General features: G+C 33.8%; 14 protein-coding genes and 1 pseudogene. 12 read left to right on the forward strand and 3 right to left on the reverse strand.

The window, feature by feature from the left end; genetic code table 11:
- Window positions 1-200: 200 nt before the first annotated feature.
- From HKP48_RS05020 to acs, 10 genes are all read left to right on the forward strand, one after another.
- Window positions 201-1,580: an alanine/glycine:cation symporter family protein gene (locus HKP48_RS05020; RefSeq protein ID WP_296343464.1), complete on the forward strand. Its 1,380-nt coding sequence runs from the start codon at window positions 201-203 to the stop codon at window positions 1,578-1,580.
- Window positions 1,581-1,677: 97 nt separating this feature from the next.
- Window positions 1,678-2,097: a helix-turn-helix domain-containing protein gene (locus tag HKP48_RS05025; RefSeq protein ID WP_296343468.1), complete on the forward strand. Its 420-nt coding sequence runs from the start codon at window positions 1,678-1,680 to the stop codon at window positions 2,095-2,097.
- A 206-nt stretch (window positions 2,098-2,303) separates the two neighbouring features.
- On the forward strand, window positions 2,304-3,521 hold the full coding sequence (locus HKP48_RS05030) for a hypothetical protein (RefSeq protein ID WP_296343470.1): 1,218 nt from the start codon (window positions 2,304-2,306) through the stop codon (window positions 3,519-3,521).
- A gap of 17 nt (window positions 3,522-3,538) precedes the next feature.
- The gene (locus HKP48_RS05035) at window positions 3,539-3,799 is read left to right on the forward strand and encodes a DUF4212 domain-containing protein (RefSeq protein WP_208154931.1); all 261 of its coding nucleotides are present in this window, start codon (window positions 3,539-3,541) and stop codon (window positions 3,797-3,799) included.
- 27 nt (window positions 3,800-3,826) lie between these two features.
- The gene (locus HKP48_RS05040; RefSeq protein WP_296343475.1) at window positions 3,827-5,602 is read left to right on the forward strand and encodes a sodium:solute symporter family protein; all 1,776 of its coding nucleotides are present in this window, start codon (window positions 3,827-3,829) and stop codon (window positions 5,600-5,602) included.
- A 125-nt stretch (window positions 5,603-5,727) separates the two neighbouring features.
- Window positions 5,728-5,922: a hypothetical protein gene (locus HKP48_RS05045; protein WP_296343477.1), complete on the forward strand. Its 195-nt coding sequence runs from the start codon at window positions 5,728-5,730 to the stop codon at window positions 5,920-5,922.
- Window positions 5,915-8,608, forward strand: coding sequence for a sensor histidine kinase (locus tag HKP48_RS05050; RefSeq protein WP_296343480.1), 2,694 nt, complete (start codon window positions 5,915-5,917; stop codon window positions 8,606-8,608). The genes HKP48_RS05045 and HKP48_RS05050 overlap by 8 nt, the downstream gene beginning before the upstream one ends.
- A gap of 20 nt (window positions 8,609-8,628) precedes the next feature.
- Window positions 8,629-8,991, forward strand: a complete 363-nt coding sequence (locus HKP48_RS05055) for a response regulator (protein ID WP_296343483.1) — start codon at window positions 8,629-8,631, stop codon at window positions 8,989-8,991.
- 288 nt (window positions 8,992-9,279) lie between these two features.
- Entirely contained in the window at window positions 9,280-11,178 is a 1,899-nt protein-coding gene (locus tag HKP48_RS05060; RefSeq protein ID WP_296343486.1) for an acetate--CoA ligase, read from the forward strand.
- Between the two features lie 6 nt (window positions 11,179-11,184).
- The gene (acs, locus tag HKP48_RS05065; protein WP_296343488.1) at window positions 11,185-13,092 is read left to right on the forward strand and encodes an acetate--CoA ligase; all 1,908 of its coding nucleotides are present in this window, start codon (window positions 11,185-11,187) and stop codon (window positions 13,090-13,092) included.
- Between the two features lie 77 nt (window positions 13,093-13,169).
- Here the strand turns inward: acs and HKP48_RS05070 are convergent, their stop codons facing one another.
- Window positions 13,170-13,319, reverse strand: a complete 150-nt coding sequence (locus tag HKP48_RS05070) for a hypothetical protein (protein WP_296343490.1) — start codon at window positions 13,317-13,319, stop codon at window positions 13,170-13,172.
- A 71-nt stretch (window positions 13,320-13,390) separates the two neighbouring features.
- Between HKP48_RS05070 and HKP48_RS05075 the strand changes: the two genes are divergently transcribed.
- Window positions 13,391-14,047: an HAD family phosphatase gene (locus HKP48_RS05075; protein WP_296343492.1), complete on the forward strand. Its 657-nt coding sequence runs from the start codon at window positions 13,391-13,393 to the stop codon at window positions 14,045-14,047.
- An 895-nt stretch (window positions 14,048-14,942) separates the two neighbouring features.
- Window positions 14,943-15,206, forward strand: a pseudogene (locus HKP48_RS05080) (isocitrate lyase); the annotation flags it as partial.
- Window positions 15,207-15,306: 100 nt separating this feature from the next.
- Here the strand turns inward: HKP48_RS05080 and HKP48_RS05085 are convergent.
- Window positions 15,307-15,969 (reverse strand): 3'-5' exonuclease, encoded by a 663-nt coding sequence (locus tag HKP48_RS05085; RefSeq protein ID WP_296343494.1) that lies wholly within the window; start codon window positions 15,967-15,969, stop codon window positions 15,307-15,309.
- Between the two features lies 1 nt (window position 15,970).
- On the reverse strand, window positions 15,971-17,857 hold the full coding sequence (locus tag HKP48_RS05090; protein ID WP_296343496.1) for a DUF294 nucleotidyltransferase-like domain-containing protein: 1,887 nt from the start codon (window positions 17,855-17,857) through the stop codon (window positions 15,971-15,973).
- Between the last annotated feature and the right edge of the window lie 249 nt (window positions 17,858-18,106).

An 18,106-nucleotide genomic window follows, 5' to 3' on the forward strand; every position in this document is an offset into this window, starting at 1 on the left:
CAAAATAATCTTGTTGAAATCGACTATTAAGATACTGAAAATCAATAACTTAAACAAGTTTAAGACGTTGTTTTTCAATGAATTAAGCTTGTTTTTTTATCTATTTACCAACCCTTGATTCGCATTATAAACAAACGATTAACACTTTGCTTGTTTTTTAAAATTGCAGACTAGCATAGTAATCTGTATTTTTATCGCTTATGGAAGTACTCGATAATATACTTAGTCAGTTTTCGTCATTAGCTTGGGGATTACCTTTACTTATTCTTTTAATTGGTGGTGGATTGTATTTAATTATACGGTCACGATTTTTGCCATTCCGATATCTTGGGCATGCCATACAAGTATTACGCGGCAAATACGACGACCCGAAAGACCCAGGACAGATTTCTCATTTTCAGGCCTTAACAACAGCTTTATCGGCTACGGTGGGTATGGGTAATATTTCTGGTGTGGCTGTAGCCATTGCTATCGGTGGACCTGGAGCTGTGTTTTGGATGTGGATAAGTGCTGTGATTGGTATGAGTACAAAATACTTTACATCGACTTTAGCCATTTTGTATAGAGGTAAAGACAGTGCTGGAGAGATTCAAGGTGGTCCTATGTATTTTATTACTGAAGGCTTGGGAAAACATTGGAAACCTTTAGCAATATTTTTTAGTATCTGTGGTATGGTTGGTGCGTTGCCAGTTTTTAACGTCAATCAGTTAACACAAGCGGTAAATGATATTTTGTTAACCCCAAATGGTATTGCAGTTGGTAACACATCTAATATAATTATTGGTTTGATACTCATTACAATCACGGGATTGGTAATTCTTGGTGGTATAAAACGTATAGGCAATGTGGCGAGTAGATTAGTACCAAGTATGGTTTTACTTTATTTTATTTTGGTTATGGTTATCTTGGTTACTCATAGTGATGTGTTATTATATTACCTAAAACTAATTTTTACAGATGCTTTTCAGGCCAATTATTTTCCGGATGACCAAACCTTTATGGGTGGTGTTTTAGGAGCGTTGATTTTGCACGGCATAAAACGTGGAGCATTCTCTAATGAAGCTGGTATAGGTACCGCTCCAATGGCACATGGTGCTGCAAAAACAGATGAGCCTGTACGAGAAGGCTTAGTAGCCATGCTAGGTCCGGCTATTGATACGTTAGTGGTGTGTACCCTAACTGCCTTAGCGATTTTAGTGACTGGAGTTTGGGAAACTACAGATAATAATGGAGTAAGTCTCACAGCATCAGCCTTTGGTGATGCCATGCCAGTTTACGGAAAATATGGTCTATTGATATGTATAACAGTATTTAGCATGAGTTCTTTATTTTCCTATTCGTATTACGGAACAAAATGTATGTCATTTTTATTTGGAGCAGAGAAGAAGCACTATTATAATTATTTCTACATTTTAAGTATTATAATAGGAGCTACTACAACCTTAGATATGATGATTAATCTTATCGATGGTGTGTTTGCATTAATGGCAATTCCAACGATGTTGGCAACTATACTTCTGGCTCCTAAAGTTATAGAAGCGTCTAAGCATTATTTCAATAAATTGAAATCTAATATGTAAACTTTTTTGTTTAACTATTGTATAGTTATGTCATAACAAAATTGTACGATTTGTATATATTATGCTAAATTGATATATTTATGCTAAATTAGTATATATGAAGATTAAACTCTGTCCAAATTGCAATTCAGATGACTATGTAAAGAGTGGGATAGTGAAGGATAGGCAGCGTTATAAGTGTAAATCTTGCAATTATTACTTCACGGTAAATAAGCTAGGAAAGAAAATTGATGATTATTATGTTAATAAAGCACTTCAGCTATATTTAGAGGGTTTAACTTATCGCGAAATAGAACGTATTTTAGGAATTTCTCATGTTAGTATTATGAATTGGGTAAAGAAGTATAATATTAAGCGACCATACAATTCAAAATACCATCCAACTTACAAAATATTAAACGCTGAGGAGCTATCGAAATTCTTTTCTGATGCTCAGAATCTATCTGGAGCGGGTACTTTAGTTACTGAATTAGGTGATAAATTTATGCTTATTAAATGGGAGCGATTTAGAGATTAGTATTTTTAAAACATCAGTATAGTCAGCTTATTTTACAATTAATTGTCTTATTGTTTAATGATTTTATTTACTCAAAATAAAAATAATAAATATTTGAAATATACTTAATTACCAGATATATATATTAATTTTTTTTTGAGCTTCATTTTTTTAGAGTTTAGTGGTGCACACAAAACCAATTTTAACTAACTAAATCTCTAACATTTATGAAAAGAATCAGCATTTTACTGGTAGGATTATTATTCTCCTGCCAGTTGATTTTTGCCCAAGGTATTGATGAATATACTGGTGGTTATAAAATCAAATTTAATGAAGACGGCTCAAAATATATGCGTGTTATCGCATGGGGTCAATTTTGGGCACAATACAATGATAATGTGCCTGATGATGTCAGCAAAACTAATTTTAGCGTTCGTAGAGCACGTTTTTTGACTTATACACAGCTCAATAAAAAGTTTTTAATTCTAACTCACTTCGGACTTAATAGCTTGAATGGTGGCAATACATCTCCAGTTGGATTTGGAGAAAATTCTCAATTATTTTTTCATGACTTTTGGGGTGAGTGGAATATTGTCAAAGATGTTTCAGCAGGTTTCGGATTGCATTATTGGAACGGTATCTCCAGAGCCAATAACCAAAGCACTCTAAATATGATGACCTTAGATAATAACAGACAATCTTGGGCCACCATTGGGCTATCTGACCAATTTGCGCGTCATATAGGTGTTTATTTAAAAGGTAAATTTGGAAGACTACAATACCGAGTCGCTATCAATGAAGCAAATACCAATACACTAGATAATGATAATACGCCACGTGCAGTAGGTTCAGTAGCAGTATATAGAGGTCGAGAAGTGTTCGGTTCAGCAGATGCTGGTAAAGTATTTCAAGGCTATTTTGATTATAACTTCTTAGATGAAGAATCTAACTTTTTACCTTACAAAGTAGGAACCTACTTAGGAAGTAAAGAAGTTTTTAATGTCGGTGCAGGTTTCTTTGCACATCCGGACGGTGTTGTAGAAGCTGATGGTAGTGCTGCTGATGTTAGTATTTTTGCAGTTGATGCATTTTATGATACCCCATTAGGAGGAAATAATGATGCTATTACAGCTTATGCAGTATATCAAAACAACGATTATGGAGAAAATTTTGAATTAGGACCTTATGCCACAGGAGGAATGTTTTATGCCCATGTTGGCTATTTAATTCCTGGCGATAAGACCAATACACGTTTTCAGCCTTATGTGTCTTACAACAATAGACAAATTGATGCTATTGATGACACTGCTACACGTTTGGGTATTGGTACAAACATTTTTTTGACGGGGCACCATTCAAAATTCAGTCTTGAATATTCAAATACAAAACGCGGTAGTGGCGATTCGCAAGGCGTATTAACATTGCAAGCAATGATTTTCCTATAAAAACTAAATAACTAACTATGTCAGAAAAACAAAAACATGCAACAGCATATTGGAAAGAAAACGTCAAATATCTTTCCATACTTCTTGCCATATGGTTCATTGTATCCTATGGTTGCGGTATTCTTTTTAAAGATGCCCTAAATGAAATTAGACTTGGTGGCTTTAAGCTAGGCTTTTGGTTCGCCCAACAAGGCTCTATCTACGTATTTGTGATTTTAATTTTCGTTTACGTACGATTGATGAATAAACTAGACAAAAAATACGGTTTCGACGAATAGTCTGCCACTAATAAAAAATAAGACATTATGAGTGTACAAGTATGGACATGGATATTAGTAGGTGTGACTTTCGCACTATACTTCGGAATTGCAATTTGGGCTAGAGCAGGCTCAACCAAAGAATTTTATGTTGCTGGTGGTGGAGTTTCTCCTCTAGCAAACGGCATGGCAACAGCAGCCGATTGGATGAGTGCTGCGTCATTTATCTCAATGGCAGGTTTAATCTCATTTATGGGATATGATGGTTCAGTATTTTTAATGGGCTGGACTGGTGGTTATGTGCTTTTAGCACTGTTATTAGCACCTTATTTAAGAAAATTTGGAAAGTTTACTGTTCCTGATTTTATTGGTGATCGCTATTACTCAAATACGGCAAGAACAGTAGCAGTAATATGCGCTTTAATAGTATCATTTACTTATGTTGCAGGTCAAATGCGTGGTGTAGGAATTGTGTTCTCTCAGTTTTTACAGGTAGATATTACATTGGGTGTCATCATTGGAATGACTGTAGTTCTAATCTTTGCTTTTTTAGGTGGAATGAAAGGAATTACATATACTCAAGTAGCACAATATTGTGTATTGATTTTTGCCTTTATGGTACCAGCATTCTTCATTTCTATTCAAATGACAGGAAACGTAATTCCTCAGTTAGGAATGGGAGGTACTGTTGAAGATGGTACTTTTCTCCTCGATAAATTGGATGCATTACATACGCAATTAGGTTTTAATGAATATACAGATGGTAGTAAATCTACTTGGGACGTCTTTGCTATTACCTTAGCATTGATGGTGGGTACAGCAGGATTACCGCACGTAATCGTACGTTTCTTTACTGTACCAAAGGTAAAAGATGCACGTAAATCTGCAGGTTATGCTTTATTACTCATCGCTATTCTATATACAACAGCACCAGCAATTGCTGTATTTGCAAGAACAAATTTAATCGAGACCGTTAGTAATACAGAATATAAAGAAATACCAGAATGGTTTAAAAACTGGGAGAACACAGGGCTGATTGCTTGGTCTGATAAAAATGGAGATGGTAAAATTCAGTATGTAGCAGGTAGTGCTATTGAAGGTAAAAAGCCAGTATATATTGATGTTAGAGGAAAATATGGTGAGCGTACCATTTCTAATCCTAATGCTGAAGCCAATGAGCTTTACGTAGATAGAGATATCATGGTATTGGCAAATCCTGAAATTGCAAATTTACCTAATTGGGTAATTGCACTTGTTGCTGCCGGTGGTATAGCCGCAGCATTATCAACTGCTGCTGGATTATTATTGGTGATTTCAACATCAATATCACATGATTTAATTAAGAAACAACTAAAACCTAATATTTCTGATAAAGGAGAATTAATGTGGGCAAGAGGTGCGATAGTTGTAGCAATTATTATTGCAGGACTATTCGGTATTTATCCACCAGGATTTGTCGCCGCCGTCGTCGCATTGGCCTTTGGTTTAGCAGCTGCATCATTCTTTCCAGCAATTATATTGGGAATTTTTGATAAGCGGATGAACCGTCAAGGTGCCGTAGCAGGAATGATAGTTGGTATAACATTAATGCTCTATTACATGATTGTTTATAAAACCGGATTGATTGGGGTAATGGATCCAAGACCAGCTAGTGAATGGTGGTTTGGTACATCTCCAGAAGGATTTGGTACAGTAGCTATGCTAGTTAATGTGGTTGTTTCAGTTGTGGTTTCTCGTATGACGCCACCACCACCACAGCATGTTCAAGAAATTGTTGAAAATATAAGAATACCATCTGGTGCTGGTGAGGCACAATCTCACTAGTTAATTTTTTAGTTAGCTTAAAACAGTGTTGTGTAAAAGCAACACTGTTTTTTGTTTTAGTTCTGCACTTGTGCACTTGTTTAAGAATCTTTTTATTAATTTGAAAATCTAAATCAATTCAGACCTTGAAAAAACGTCACGAACAAAAATTAGTTATTCTTGGCATTGCCACTTTTGTAATCTTGAATATTCCTTTTTTATTCATTTTTGATGTTTCTGGGCACTTTTTTGGAGTTCCGATTCTTTATCTCTCAATATTCCTCATCTGGATGATTTCAATTATTATATCATATACTATACTAAAACGTCATTATGAGTAATTACGTTTTATTTTTTGTTATCATTATTTATTTGGCGGCACTTTTTGGTATTGCATTTATTGCAGAACGAAACGCTAAAAGCAAATGGGTAAATAACTCAGTAGTGTACACCTTGTCTTTAGCAGTATATTGTACAGCCTGGACGTATTACGGCAGTATTGGTATAGCAGCGAACTCTGGTATAAATTTCTTACCAATTTATTTGGGACCTGTAATAGCTGCACCATTATGGATTGTATTACTTCGAAAGATTATTAGAATATCTAAGCAGCATAAAATAAGTTCAATTGCAGATTTTATATCACTCCGTTACGGAAACAGTCGTTTTCTCGGAGCTTTAATCACAGTAGTTTGTTTATTAGGAATAATTCCTTACATAGGATTGCAACTTCAAGCAGTGTCTGAAACTTTTCAGATATTATCAGATGATTCTACAAGCTATGTTTCAACATCTATTTACGACGACTCCACATTTTATATTGCTTTATTACTCGCAATTTTTGCAACCTTCTTTGGCACACAAACAACAGATGCATCGCAAAAGCATAAAGGCATAGTATTGTCCGTAGCGTTTGAATCTGTCATAAAATTAATATTCTTTCTTTGTGTTGGTCTTTATGTGACTTATGTTTTGTTTGATGGCACGGAAGATATTTATTCAAAAATATCTCAAGTTGATAATTTTGAAGCTTTAACATCTGTAAACGGTTTTGAAAATGGCTTTAACTGGTTATATATGATAATGCTTTCGTTTATGGCTATATTTTTGCTGCCTCGCCAATTTCAGGTATCGGTAGTAGAAAACGTACGTGAGAAACATCTCAAAACAGCCATCTGGTTATTACCATTGTACCTTTTGTTGTTCAATATTTTTGTAATTTTCATAGCTTGGGGAGGAAATTTAGCGATAGGTAATGCAGAACAGGCCGAATATTATGCTCTTTTACTACCACTTCAAAATAACAATACATTTTTAGCACTCTTGATATTCTTGGGAGGTTTCTCTGCAGTTATTTCTATGGTAGTTGTTGCCACATTGGCGCTTTCTACCATGGTGAGTAATAATTTGATTATTCCATATGGATTTTTAGACCGATTTATAAAAAACAGACCAGAACGAAATTCGAAGTATATTAAGAATATTCGTCGGATTTCAATTTTTTTAATCATACTTCTGGCGTATGCCTTTTACATTAATTTTTCCTATGAGTTGTCACTTTATTCAATAGGGTTAATGGCTTTTGTAATTATTGCACAATTAGCGCCTTCATTTTTTATTGGTCTATTTTGGAATAGAGGTTCTGCACGGGCAACAATCATAGGTATTGTAACGGGATTTTTAGTGGTTTTTTACACACTGATTTTACCATTTATTATTCAGGTATTTACTGGTTCTGATGATTTTGTGCAATATGGATTATATGAAATTGAAGCTTTAAAACCTCACGCACTTTTTGGTATCGATTTTTTAAGCCCACCTGCACACGCCTTTTTCTGGAGTACGCTAGTTAATTGTATTTGCTACACGGTTTTTTCATTATTATTTAAAGGAAATTATAGAGAGCGGAATTATGCAGAGATGTTTATTGATAGTAAGAATTATACAGACTTACAGGACGGTGCTTTAGTGTGGAAAGGCGAAGCCTACGTAGCAGAAATAAAAAATGTACTCATTAAGTTTTTAGGTGAAACTAGAACTGAGCGTGCTTTAAATTTATTTTTCAGAAAATACAATCTACCACAAGATACGCAGATGGCGGATGCAAGGCTAATTAATTTTTCAGAAAAATTGTTAACGGGTAGTATAGGTAACGCTTCTGCGAAAATATTAATTGCAAGTGTTGTTAAAGAAGAAGAGGTAAGCTTAGTTGAGGTTTTACAAATTCTAGATGAATCTAAAGAAACTATTGCCAGAAATAAAATACTTCGTGAAAAGTCAGATGAATTAATGCAACTAACCAATAAACTTCGAGAAGCAAATGAAGAACTAATAGAGAAAGATACACAAAAAGATGAGTTTTTAGATACTGTTGCGCATGAATTAAAAACGCCAATAACAGGAATTAGGGCATCAACTGAATTATTAATAGACGATAATGATGAAATGCCATCGGAACTAAAAACACAGTTTTTAAAAAATATGCTTCAGGATAGTGACCGATTATCTCGATTGATTCATAATATTCTAGACTTCGAAAAACTGGCAAAAGGAAGAGCAAACCTTGATTTAAAAAAACACAATATCAGAGAAAGTATAAACAAAACACTTGTTAGCCTTAACCAATTATCATCCAAGAAAGAGGTTACTTTAATTAATTCAAACAAAAGTGATATTTACGCGGTATATGATGAAGACCGAATCCATCAAGTATTGACCAATTTAATATCCAATGCTATCAAATTTTGTGAACCAAAAAGAGGTGAAATTGTAATTAATTACAAATATGAAGAAGGTTTTCTTGAAGTTACTGTAAAAGACAATGGTAAGGGCATACCACAGCAAGACATACCTTTTGTTTTTGATAAATTTTATCAGTCAAAAAATCAGAATATTATAAAACCAGAAGGTAGTGGTTTAGGTCTAGCTATATCAAAACAAATTATTGAAAATCATGAAGGAACGATTTGGGTGAAAAACAATAATAAAAGTGGTGTAACCTTTGGTTTTAAGCTACTTTTTAAATAAATTGTAACTGTTTTTAGAAAATGAAAAAAATAATAATCGTCGATGACGAACCCAATATAGTAATGACGCTAGAATATACCTTCAAAAAAAACAATTTTGAAGTGTTTATTGCAAGAGATGGAAGCGAAGCATTAGAGATATTAGAGACCGTCATACCTAACGTTATTATACTTGATGTGATGATGCCTAAAGTAGATGGTTATCAGACACTTAAATTAATTAAAGGAAATGAAAAGCTAGCGAATACAAAAGTGGTATTCCTAACAGCGAAAAATAAAGCTTCAGATATTGAAAAAGGCCTTAAACTTGGAGCAGATAAATATTTAACAAAGCCGTTTTCAATCAAAAAAATAGTTTCAGAAATTAAAGAGCTAACAGCTTAATATTTCGGCTTTAATAAATTGGTTTTGTGTGCAAGCAAACTAAGTATAATTAAAGTAACCAAACATGAAACATCTTCGATTAAATGCATTAACATCTGATATCTTTATCAGTATATATGTTATTTCCACCCTTTTTATACGTTTTAAATTAGAAAGTCAAACTGACACTGGAGCTATAGAATCTCTAGTTATGGGGTTATGCTTTTTAGTGCTTATTTGGGCATTGATAAAGCTAAAATTCTTGAATCCAAACTGGTTTGGATTGTTTAAGTCAAAAAGCTCTAAGTCATGAGTTATCAATCCTTATACAAACAAAGTATTGAGAGTCCTGAACTCTTTTGGAAAAACCAAGCGAATACACTCACTTGGGATAAATTTCCAGAAACCATCTTAAGTAAAGATAAGTATAACTATCCCCAATGGTTTAGTGATGGCAAATTAAATGTAAGTTATTTGTGTATTGACAAACATGTAGAAGATGGTTATGGAAATCAAGATGCAATTATTTATGATTCTCCAGTAACAAATACGAAAACGCATATTACTTTTTTAGAGCTACAGGAACAAGTGTCTAAACTTGCAGGCGGATTAAAATCTTTAGGATTATCAAAGGGTGATACAGCTATTATTTATATGCCAATGATACCACAGGCCATTTATAGTATGTTAGCTTGTGCCAGATTAGGTATTATTCATTCTGTGGTCTTCGGTGGGTTTGCACCTCATGAGCTCGCTATTAGAATAGATGATTGTAAGCCAAACGTTATCATTACAGCATCAAATGGTGTAGAGATAGAGCGTATAATTCCTTATAAACCCTTTGTTGATAAGGCTGTTGAGCTTTCAGAGCACAAGCCACAAAATGTAATTGTTTATGATAGAGTACTTGGAGTAGAAATTCCAAATAAGGAGTATGATGTTGATTATGAATCATTAGTTTCAAAGTCTAATCCGGTAGCTCCAGTTTCAGTAGAATCTACTCATCCATTATATATTCTTTATACTTCTGGTACAACAGGAAAGCCAAAAGGAATTATAAGAGATTCTGGCGGTTATGCTACAGCACTAAAGTTTTCTATGAAATACGTTTACGGAGTTAATGAAGGTGATGTATACTGGGCAGCTAGTGATGTGGGTTGGGTTGTTGGTCACAGCTATATTGTTTATGGTCCGTTATTAAACCGAAATACAACTATCCTCTTTGAAGGAAAACCTATAAAAACACCAGATGCATCTACATTTTGGAGAGTAATAAGTGAGTATAAGGTGAAGGTTATGTTTACGGCACCTACAGCTATTAGAGCAATTAAAAAAGAAGATCCAAATGGAAATTTTATAAAACAGTATGATTTAAGCAGTCTCAAATATCAGTTTTTGGCAGGAGAGCGTTGTGATGCAGCTACTTTAAACTGGACAGAGAAGCAACTTAATGTCCCTGTAATTGACCATTGGTGGCAAACTGAGAGTGGTTGGCCAATGCTATCAAACATGGTTGGTACCGAAATATTACCTGTCAAAGCTGGTTCAGCATCCTTTCCTGTATGTGGCTATGATATTCAAATTTTAAATGAAAATGGAAATGAAGTAAGCTCGGATACAGAGGGTTTTGTTTCTGTGAAATTACCTTTACCGCCAGGAACATTATTGAATCTATGGGGCAATCCAGAGCGTTTTAAAGCAGGTTACTTAGACCGCTTTCCTGGATATTATTCTTCTGGTGATGGCGGTTACAAAGATGAGGATGGTTATGTATTTATCACTGGCCGAGTAGATGATATAATCAATGTTGCTGGGCACCGTCTTTCTACCGCAGAAATGGAAGAAATAGTGGCGTCAAACAAATCCGTTGCTGAGTGTGCTGTATTTGGGGTACATTGTGATTTAAAAGGTCAAAAACCGTTAGCACTAATTGTTTTGAAGTCTAATACAGGTTTGGAAGTAACTTCAATATGTAAAGAAATCATCAAAAAAGTAAGAGAAGAAATAGGTGCAGTGGCAGCTTTAAAAGATGTGTTAGTTGTTAATCGCTTGCCAAAAACACGTTCGGGAAAAATATTAAGAAAGTTATTGCGAAATATTTCAGACGATTTAGAATACAATATCCCGTCAACTATTGATGATGTCGCAATAATTTCAGAAATTAAAGAAGTTTACAAAAAACATAATATAGGAATACATAAAAAATAATCAACCATGAGTAATTATTATATAAAACATTTTGAAGAGTATTTTCAGGTTTACCGAAAATCAGTAAGAAACCCTGAATCATTTTGGGAAGAAATAGCAGAAGAGCATTTTTCTTGGCGAAAAAAATGGGATAACGTATTAAGTTGGGATTTTCAAAAACCAGAGGTAAAGTGGTTTGAAGGCGCTAAACTAAACATTACAGAAAACTGTATCGACCGCCATCTTCGAACAAGAGGTGATAAAACTGCTATTTTGTTCGAACCCAACGACCCAAATGACCCAGCTGAACATATCACTTATAAAGAGTTACATAAGCGTGTGTGTAAGTTTGCAAACGTCTTAAAATCAAAGGGAATCAAGAAAGGTGATCGGGTTTGTATATATCTGCCAATGATACCAGAATTAGCAGTTTCAGTTTTGGCATGCGCCAGAATAGGAGCTATACACTCAGTCGTTTTCGCTGGTTTTTCTGCTACGGCGTTATCTACTAGAATTAATGATTGTGATGCTAAAATGGTATTGACTTCAGATGGTTCTTATCGAGGAGCAAAAACAATTGATTTAAAAGGTATTGTAGATGAAGCTTTAGAAGACTGTTCTGGCGTTACTTCTGTTTTGGTTACAAAACGCATTAATTCTGAAATAAATATGAAAGATGGTCGTGATGAATGGCTACAACCACTTTTAGATAGTGCAGACACAGATTGCTCTATAGAAATTATGGATGCTGAAGACCCATTATTTATTTTATACACTTCAGGTTCTACCGGCATGCCAAAAGGTATGTTGCATACAACTGCAGGCTATATGGTATATTCAGCTTACACGTTTAAAAATGTGTTTCAGTATCGTGAAGATGATGTGTATTGGTGTACTGCTGATATTGGCTGGATTACGGGTCATAGTTACATAGTATACGGACCCTTAGCGAATGGAGCAACAACAGTAATGTTTGAAGGTGTACCTAGTTATCCAGATTTTGGTCGCTTTTGGGATATTGTCGAAAAACATAAGATTAACCAATTCTATACTGCACCAACAGCCATTAGAGCTCTAGCTAAGCATGGAACTGAGCTTGTAGAGAAATACGATTTATCATCGCTCAAAGTTTTAGGTTCTGTTGGAGAACCCATAAATGAAGAAGCATGGCATTGGTATAACGAAAATGTGGGTAAAAAGAAAAGTCCAATTGTGGATACATGGTGGCAAACAGAAACAGGAGGAATAATGATAACACCAATCCCGTTTTCTACACCAACGAAGCCTACATATGCAACATTGCCATTTATAGGCATACAACCAGCTCTTATGGATGAAAATGGCAAGGAAATAAAAGGTAACCAAGTTGATGGACGTTTATGTATTAAATTTCCTTGGCCCTCAATGGCACGAACCATTTGGGGAAATCATCAACGTTATAAAGAAACTTATTTTTCTGCTTTTGAGAATATGTATTTTACAGGTGATGGTGCTTTACGAGACGAAGTTGGCTATTACAGAATTACAGGACGCGTTGATGATGTCATTATTGTTTCTGGACATAATTTAGGTACAGCACCAATAGAAGATGCTATTAACGAGCATCAAGCTGTAGCAGAATCTGCAATTGTAGGCTTCCCACACGATGTTAAAGGTAACGCACTTTATGGCTATATCACCCTTAAGGATATAGGAGAAAGTCGCGACCAAAACAATGTACGTAAAGAGATAAACCAGTTGATTACAGACAGAATAGGGCCAATTGCAAAGTTGGATAAAATTCAGTTTACATCTGGTTTGCCTAAAACGCGTTCTGGTAAAATTATGAGAAGAATTCTTCGTAAGATAGCGTCTAACGATACAGGAAATTTAGGAGATACAAGCACTCTATTAAATCCTGAAGTTGTCCAAGATATTATGGATAATGTTATTTAGAATTAATTTTTAATTTAAAAAAAACTCCGAATCCTAGTAAATACATACTTTGGGTTTGGAGTTTTTCTTACTAGTAATTATATATTCTCTTTAGCTTTTTTAATAATCGCTTTTAGACGTTCTTTTCGCAATTCTGCATCACGCTTTTTCTTATTCTTCTTTTGGGCAATGAGCCTGCTATGCTTTGCTTTGTTCTTGGTGTTTTTTTCTTGTCCTTTTTTAGCCATGATGCATATGTAATGCCATTTAATATTACTAATTTCGGCATTTATTAAGCAATATTAACTAAAAAAATTTTATGCTGAAAGCTGTGTTATTTGATATGGATGGTGTTATCGTAGATACCGAACCTCTTCATCGTAAAGCTTATTTCAAAATGTTTGCTGATGTAAATATTGAAGTTGATGAAGATTTGTACACATCATTTACTGGGCAATCCACGATAAATATTTGCAAAATATTGGTAAATCATTTTAGTTTGGAAAATTCACCAGAGCAATTGGTAAAACTAAAGCGGAAGCATTTCAAGTACTTGTTTGAAAATGATAAAGATTTGGCCCTAATTGATGGAGTTTTAGACTTAATTAAAGATTATTATAACAATGGATTAAAGCTTGTAGTTGCTTCTTCTGCATCGATGCCAAACATTAACCGTATTTTCGATAGGTTTGATTTAAACAAATATTTTATAGGTAAATTCAGTGGAGCAGATTTAAAACAGTCCAAACCGCATCCTGAAATTTTCATAAAAGCAGCTGAGCATACAGGATGCGATAAATCACAATGTCTAGTTATCGAAGATTCAACAAATGGTATAAAAGCTGCTTATGATGCGGGTATCTATTGCGTAGGTTTTAAAAGTCCGCATTCTTCATATCAAGATTATAGTTTAGCAAATATTATAATTTTAGATTTTAATGAAATTAAATATGGTACGATTTCAAATCTAATTTAAATCAATTTTCAAATTTCTCTTGTATCATCTTTACGACTTCTGCTGTTTTGTTATTGGCAACTTGTTTATTTAAAACTAAAGCCAGCATCTGCCTTGAGTTACAATTAGCCATAGTACAACGCTCGCAAGTGATACCAACATCATCAGTTTGTGTTGTTTTGTCATCTAAGAAATTAATTTTTGCGTTTTAGTTGTGATGTTATCTTTATGCCTATACCAATACTCCTAAAAAGGTCAGTTTTAAATGGATCTACCGTAGCTGATGCTAATACCAAATACGACTGGTTTTCTAGGGTAGTGAGATGTTTGTAAATCAAACTCATATGAATTTCCTGAACTACTTATTTTATCTAATGTTTTTAATGATACCCAGCGCCTACAATAATGCTCATTGGTTTCGTTAGCGTGGGGAGACTGTTGTTTTGAAAGGATGCAATTCCTTAGTCAGCTCAAAACGATTAGAATCCTTTCTATGAGTAAATCTTAAAAAAAAGACTGTATATCCTTAAAGTGTAATAATCAGAATGTATCTGTCATTTCGAGCGTGGTCACAGAGCGTGGTCGAAGTGTAGTCGAGAAATCTAAGTTTTTGATTTGCAAGATATTTCGACTTTAGTTTATGCTGAGTACTTCGACTGTGCTCAGTATAAACTAAAGTCGAAGTACTCAATGTGACAGAATGTATTTGAAATCTAAATTATTACTGATTACGGACATACAAAAAAAAAGATATCCTTTATACTAAAATCCTTTGGCAATATATTGGTTAGACGTTGATAAAAGGATTCAGATGAGAGATTGTACTTTGTAATTATAGATTCAAAGTGTTTTGGTTTGAATAATTGTTTAGAAATAACAGCTGTCAAATCTGAAATTAATGTAGCTCTAGGTATAATTGCATATGAACGACTTGTCAGACGGTTCCTTTAGAGAGGAAGGCATGTTAGTTTATGTAAAAGGAGTACAACGTCAAGAAATCAGAAAAGGCGTGTCTTGTGTAAAACACCAAAGAATGGCTGGTTCTGATTTAGGAGATGACCATAAAACATTCTTAGCGAGAGAAAAAGCCTTGAAAGCTGGAGGAGAAAAGAACACATCCAACCCATTTGAAATAAATGCAACTAATAAAAAAAATAAGGTTTTAAGCGTGGTTGCTTAATCTATAAACAATAATCTTGATTGTTTATTAATTTAGTTAATTTCTTGAATTCAACCAATAAACGGAACTTTTAGGGAGTTTTTTTTACGGGTCTGTTTTTTTATAGAAGCCCCATTCGTTTTACTGTTCGTAATAAATCTTTTAGATTTAAATTTTGATTTGCTCTTAGCTTAGCTACAATTTTTAAAAATAAAAGTGCCGTAATGTAAGCATCTCCTGAAGCGGTATGTCTATCATGTAGCGGTATACTATATTCTTTTGCTAATTCATCAAGGCCATAATGTATTTTTAATGTATTTTTTTTTATTTTTTGATACAAATTTCCTGTGTCTAAAACTTTATTCTTCAGTTTGGGTAACCCCATTCTTAATAGGCTATGATTAATCATGGCAATGTCAAAAGCAGCATGATGCGCCACTAAAACTGAGTTTTCTATATATTCTAAAAAATATTTTATAGCTTGTTCTTCATCCTGTTTTTGCAAATGACCTTCTTTTAATAGCCCATGAATTTGAACGGTTTCAGAATTAAAAGCATCTTGTTTTACGTAACATTCATATTGATCTGAAACAACAATTTGTAGATTAGTTATGGCTATACTTCCTATAGAAAGAATCCGATCAGATTTTGTATTAAGTCCTGACGTTTCAGTATCAAAAATTACAAAGCGAATGTCTTCTAAATCTTGTTTGTCTGGAGCTTCAAATTTAGAAATGTATGCATTCCAAAAATCTGGATAAGATTTGCGTTTAAACCAATTCATATTATAATAGCTGAGAAAGTTTAAAACGGGTTTGAATCAATTCCTGAATAGCTTTTACAGACTTAAAGCTTCGTTTTAATTTAAGACGATTTCCTTTACTTAGAGACTGTAAATCTATAAAACGACCAGAGTTATTATTAGTTAATCCTTGAGACGTTCTAAACTCCAATAAGTCTTTGAAAGCTTCAATACAAAATAAATAAACGTCTTTATTTTGAGGCTCTAGCTCAATTAATTTTATAAAACGTTGAATAGTATTATTTACAGATTTTATATTGTGAGATAGTATTAGTAACCTAGCGGCATCTACTAAGGGCATTATAGCTCTAGCTTTAATATCAAATTGGTCTTTATGTTCACCATCGTTTTCGACAAGAAATTGTCTGAAAAAGCTTAACGGCGGTGGGTTTTGCAATGTATTTCTTGCTAAATAGGTTAAAAAAATGTCATGTTTGCTTATGCTATTGAATATACCTTTGGACAATTGATTAACCAAAGATGAGTCTCCATATACGAGTTCATAGTCAAAGAAAATGGTACATAGCATCAAATTATCTTGGTCTGGTTTGCTAACCCAACGATTAAATTGAGATTGCCATTCCGAAACTGATAAGCACCATTTTGGGTTATTGGCCATCATTTTTGCAGGACATAATTCGAAACCAACAGTTTCTAAGTTATGATTAACTTCATTTGAAAGTGCCAAAAAATAATCTTTTACAGTTTCGTTATTTTCTTTTGAAACATCTTCAAAAACGAGCGCGTTATCTTGATCAGTGAGTAAAAGCTGTTCTTGTCGGCCTTGACTACCAATTGCTAGCCATGCAAATTTAACTGGAGATTTTTTTTTGAGTTTATCAATAGCTAAATTAATAAGTCGGGTAGTAATAGCGTCGTTAATAGTAGAAATTAATCTACAGCTAAAATTAATAGGTATATTTTGGTCAAGGTAACGTTCTAATAATTGTTCAGCTCTTTGTCGAATATTTTTTAGGTGTTCTGGCTTGTTACTTCGTTTAATTTCTTTGATTAAAACTGAGGCATTATTTTCTCTCAAAACAATAATATCATGTTCTGAAAGAATACCTGTTAATTCAGTATTTACAGTGCCATCTTTTGTAATACAGAGATGTGTTATTCGATGTCTAAGCATCGCAATTTGGGCTTCAGCTACCGAAATGTTTTCAGGATAAGTGATTACTGGTGATGACATTATTTTTGAAACACTATCTGATATATTAAAATGTCCTGTCGCAATTTTTGTTCTTAAATCTTTGTCAGTAATAATACCTAATGGCTTATTATTTTTACTAACAACTATAGAACCTACACGATTATTTGTCATGATTTGTGCAGCATCTTTAATACTAGTATCACTTGTGCAAGTAATTGGATTTTTGGAATAATCTGCAGATTGTAAGTCAGATATATCATGCCGTGGAGATGAAATGTTTTTAGTAATACTTGAAGAATTACCGTGTCGAATATTTGAAACAAAACTTGTCATTAAGAATTGACTTGCGTTAGCATTTGGAGTTATATGAGATTCTAAAAGCTCTGAAGAGATAGTATACAAAATAGTTTCTTCAATAGCTTTTGCAGACAATATATAATCGCCTTTTCGCAATAAGGCTCTGAGTCCAAAGATATCACCTTCGTCACATTCATCTACTAGGAGATTATTATCTCTAAAAAGACCAACAGCTCCGTCTTTTACAACATAAAAATGATTATTAATTGGCTCTCCAATATTAAAAACAGGGACTTCTTTTTCTACATATATTACATTGACAGACTCACAAACAGATAGTAACTGTTCTTTGGAAAGTGCCTCAAAAGGTGGAAAGTTCTTTAGAAAATCGAAGATGCGTATAGCAATGGTATTCATCTAAGCAATTTAAAAAAAAATAGTGACACCTATATATGAGTAATATCATGTTTTTAGAGTGGTGAGTGTAATAATAGATTAATTGAATGAATGAATGAATGAATGAATGTCCGTAATATGTCATAAATTGATTTTAATTTAATCTATAGCATTGAGTACTTCGACTGTGCTCAGCATAAACTAAAGTCGAAATGTATTAAAATCAAGTGCTTATATTTAGCTACGCTGAACCTTACGGTTTCTCGACTG

The sequence above is a fragment of the Winogradskyella sp. genome (genome assembly GCF_013042245.1).
Lineage (GTDB): Bacteria > Bacteroidota > Bacteroidia > Flavobacteriales > Flavobacteriaceae > Winogradskyella.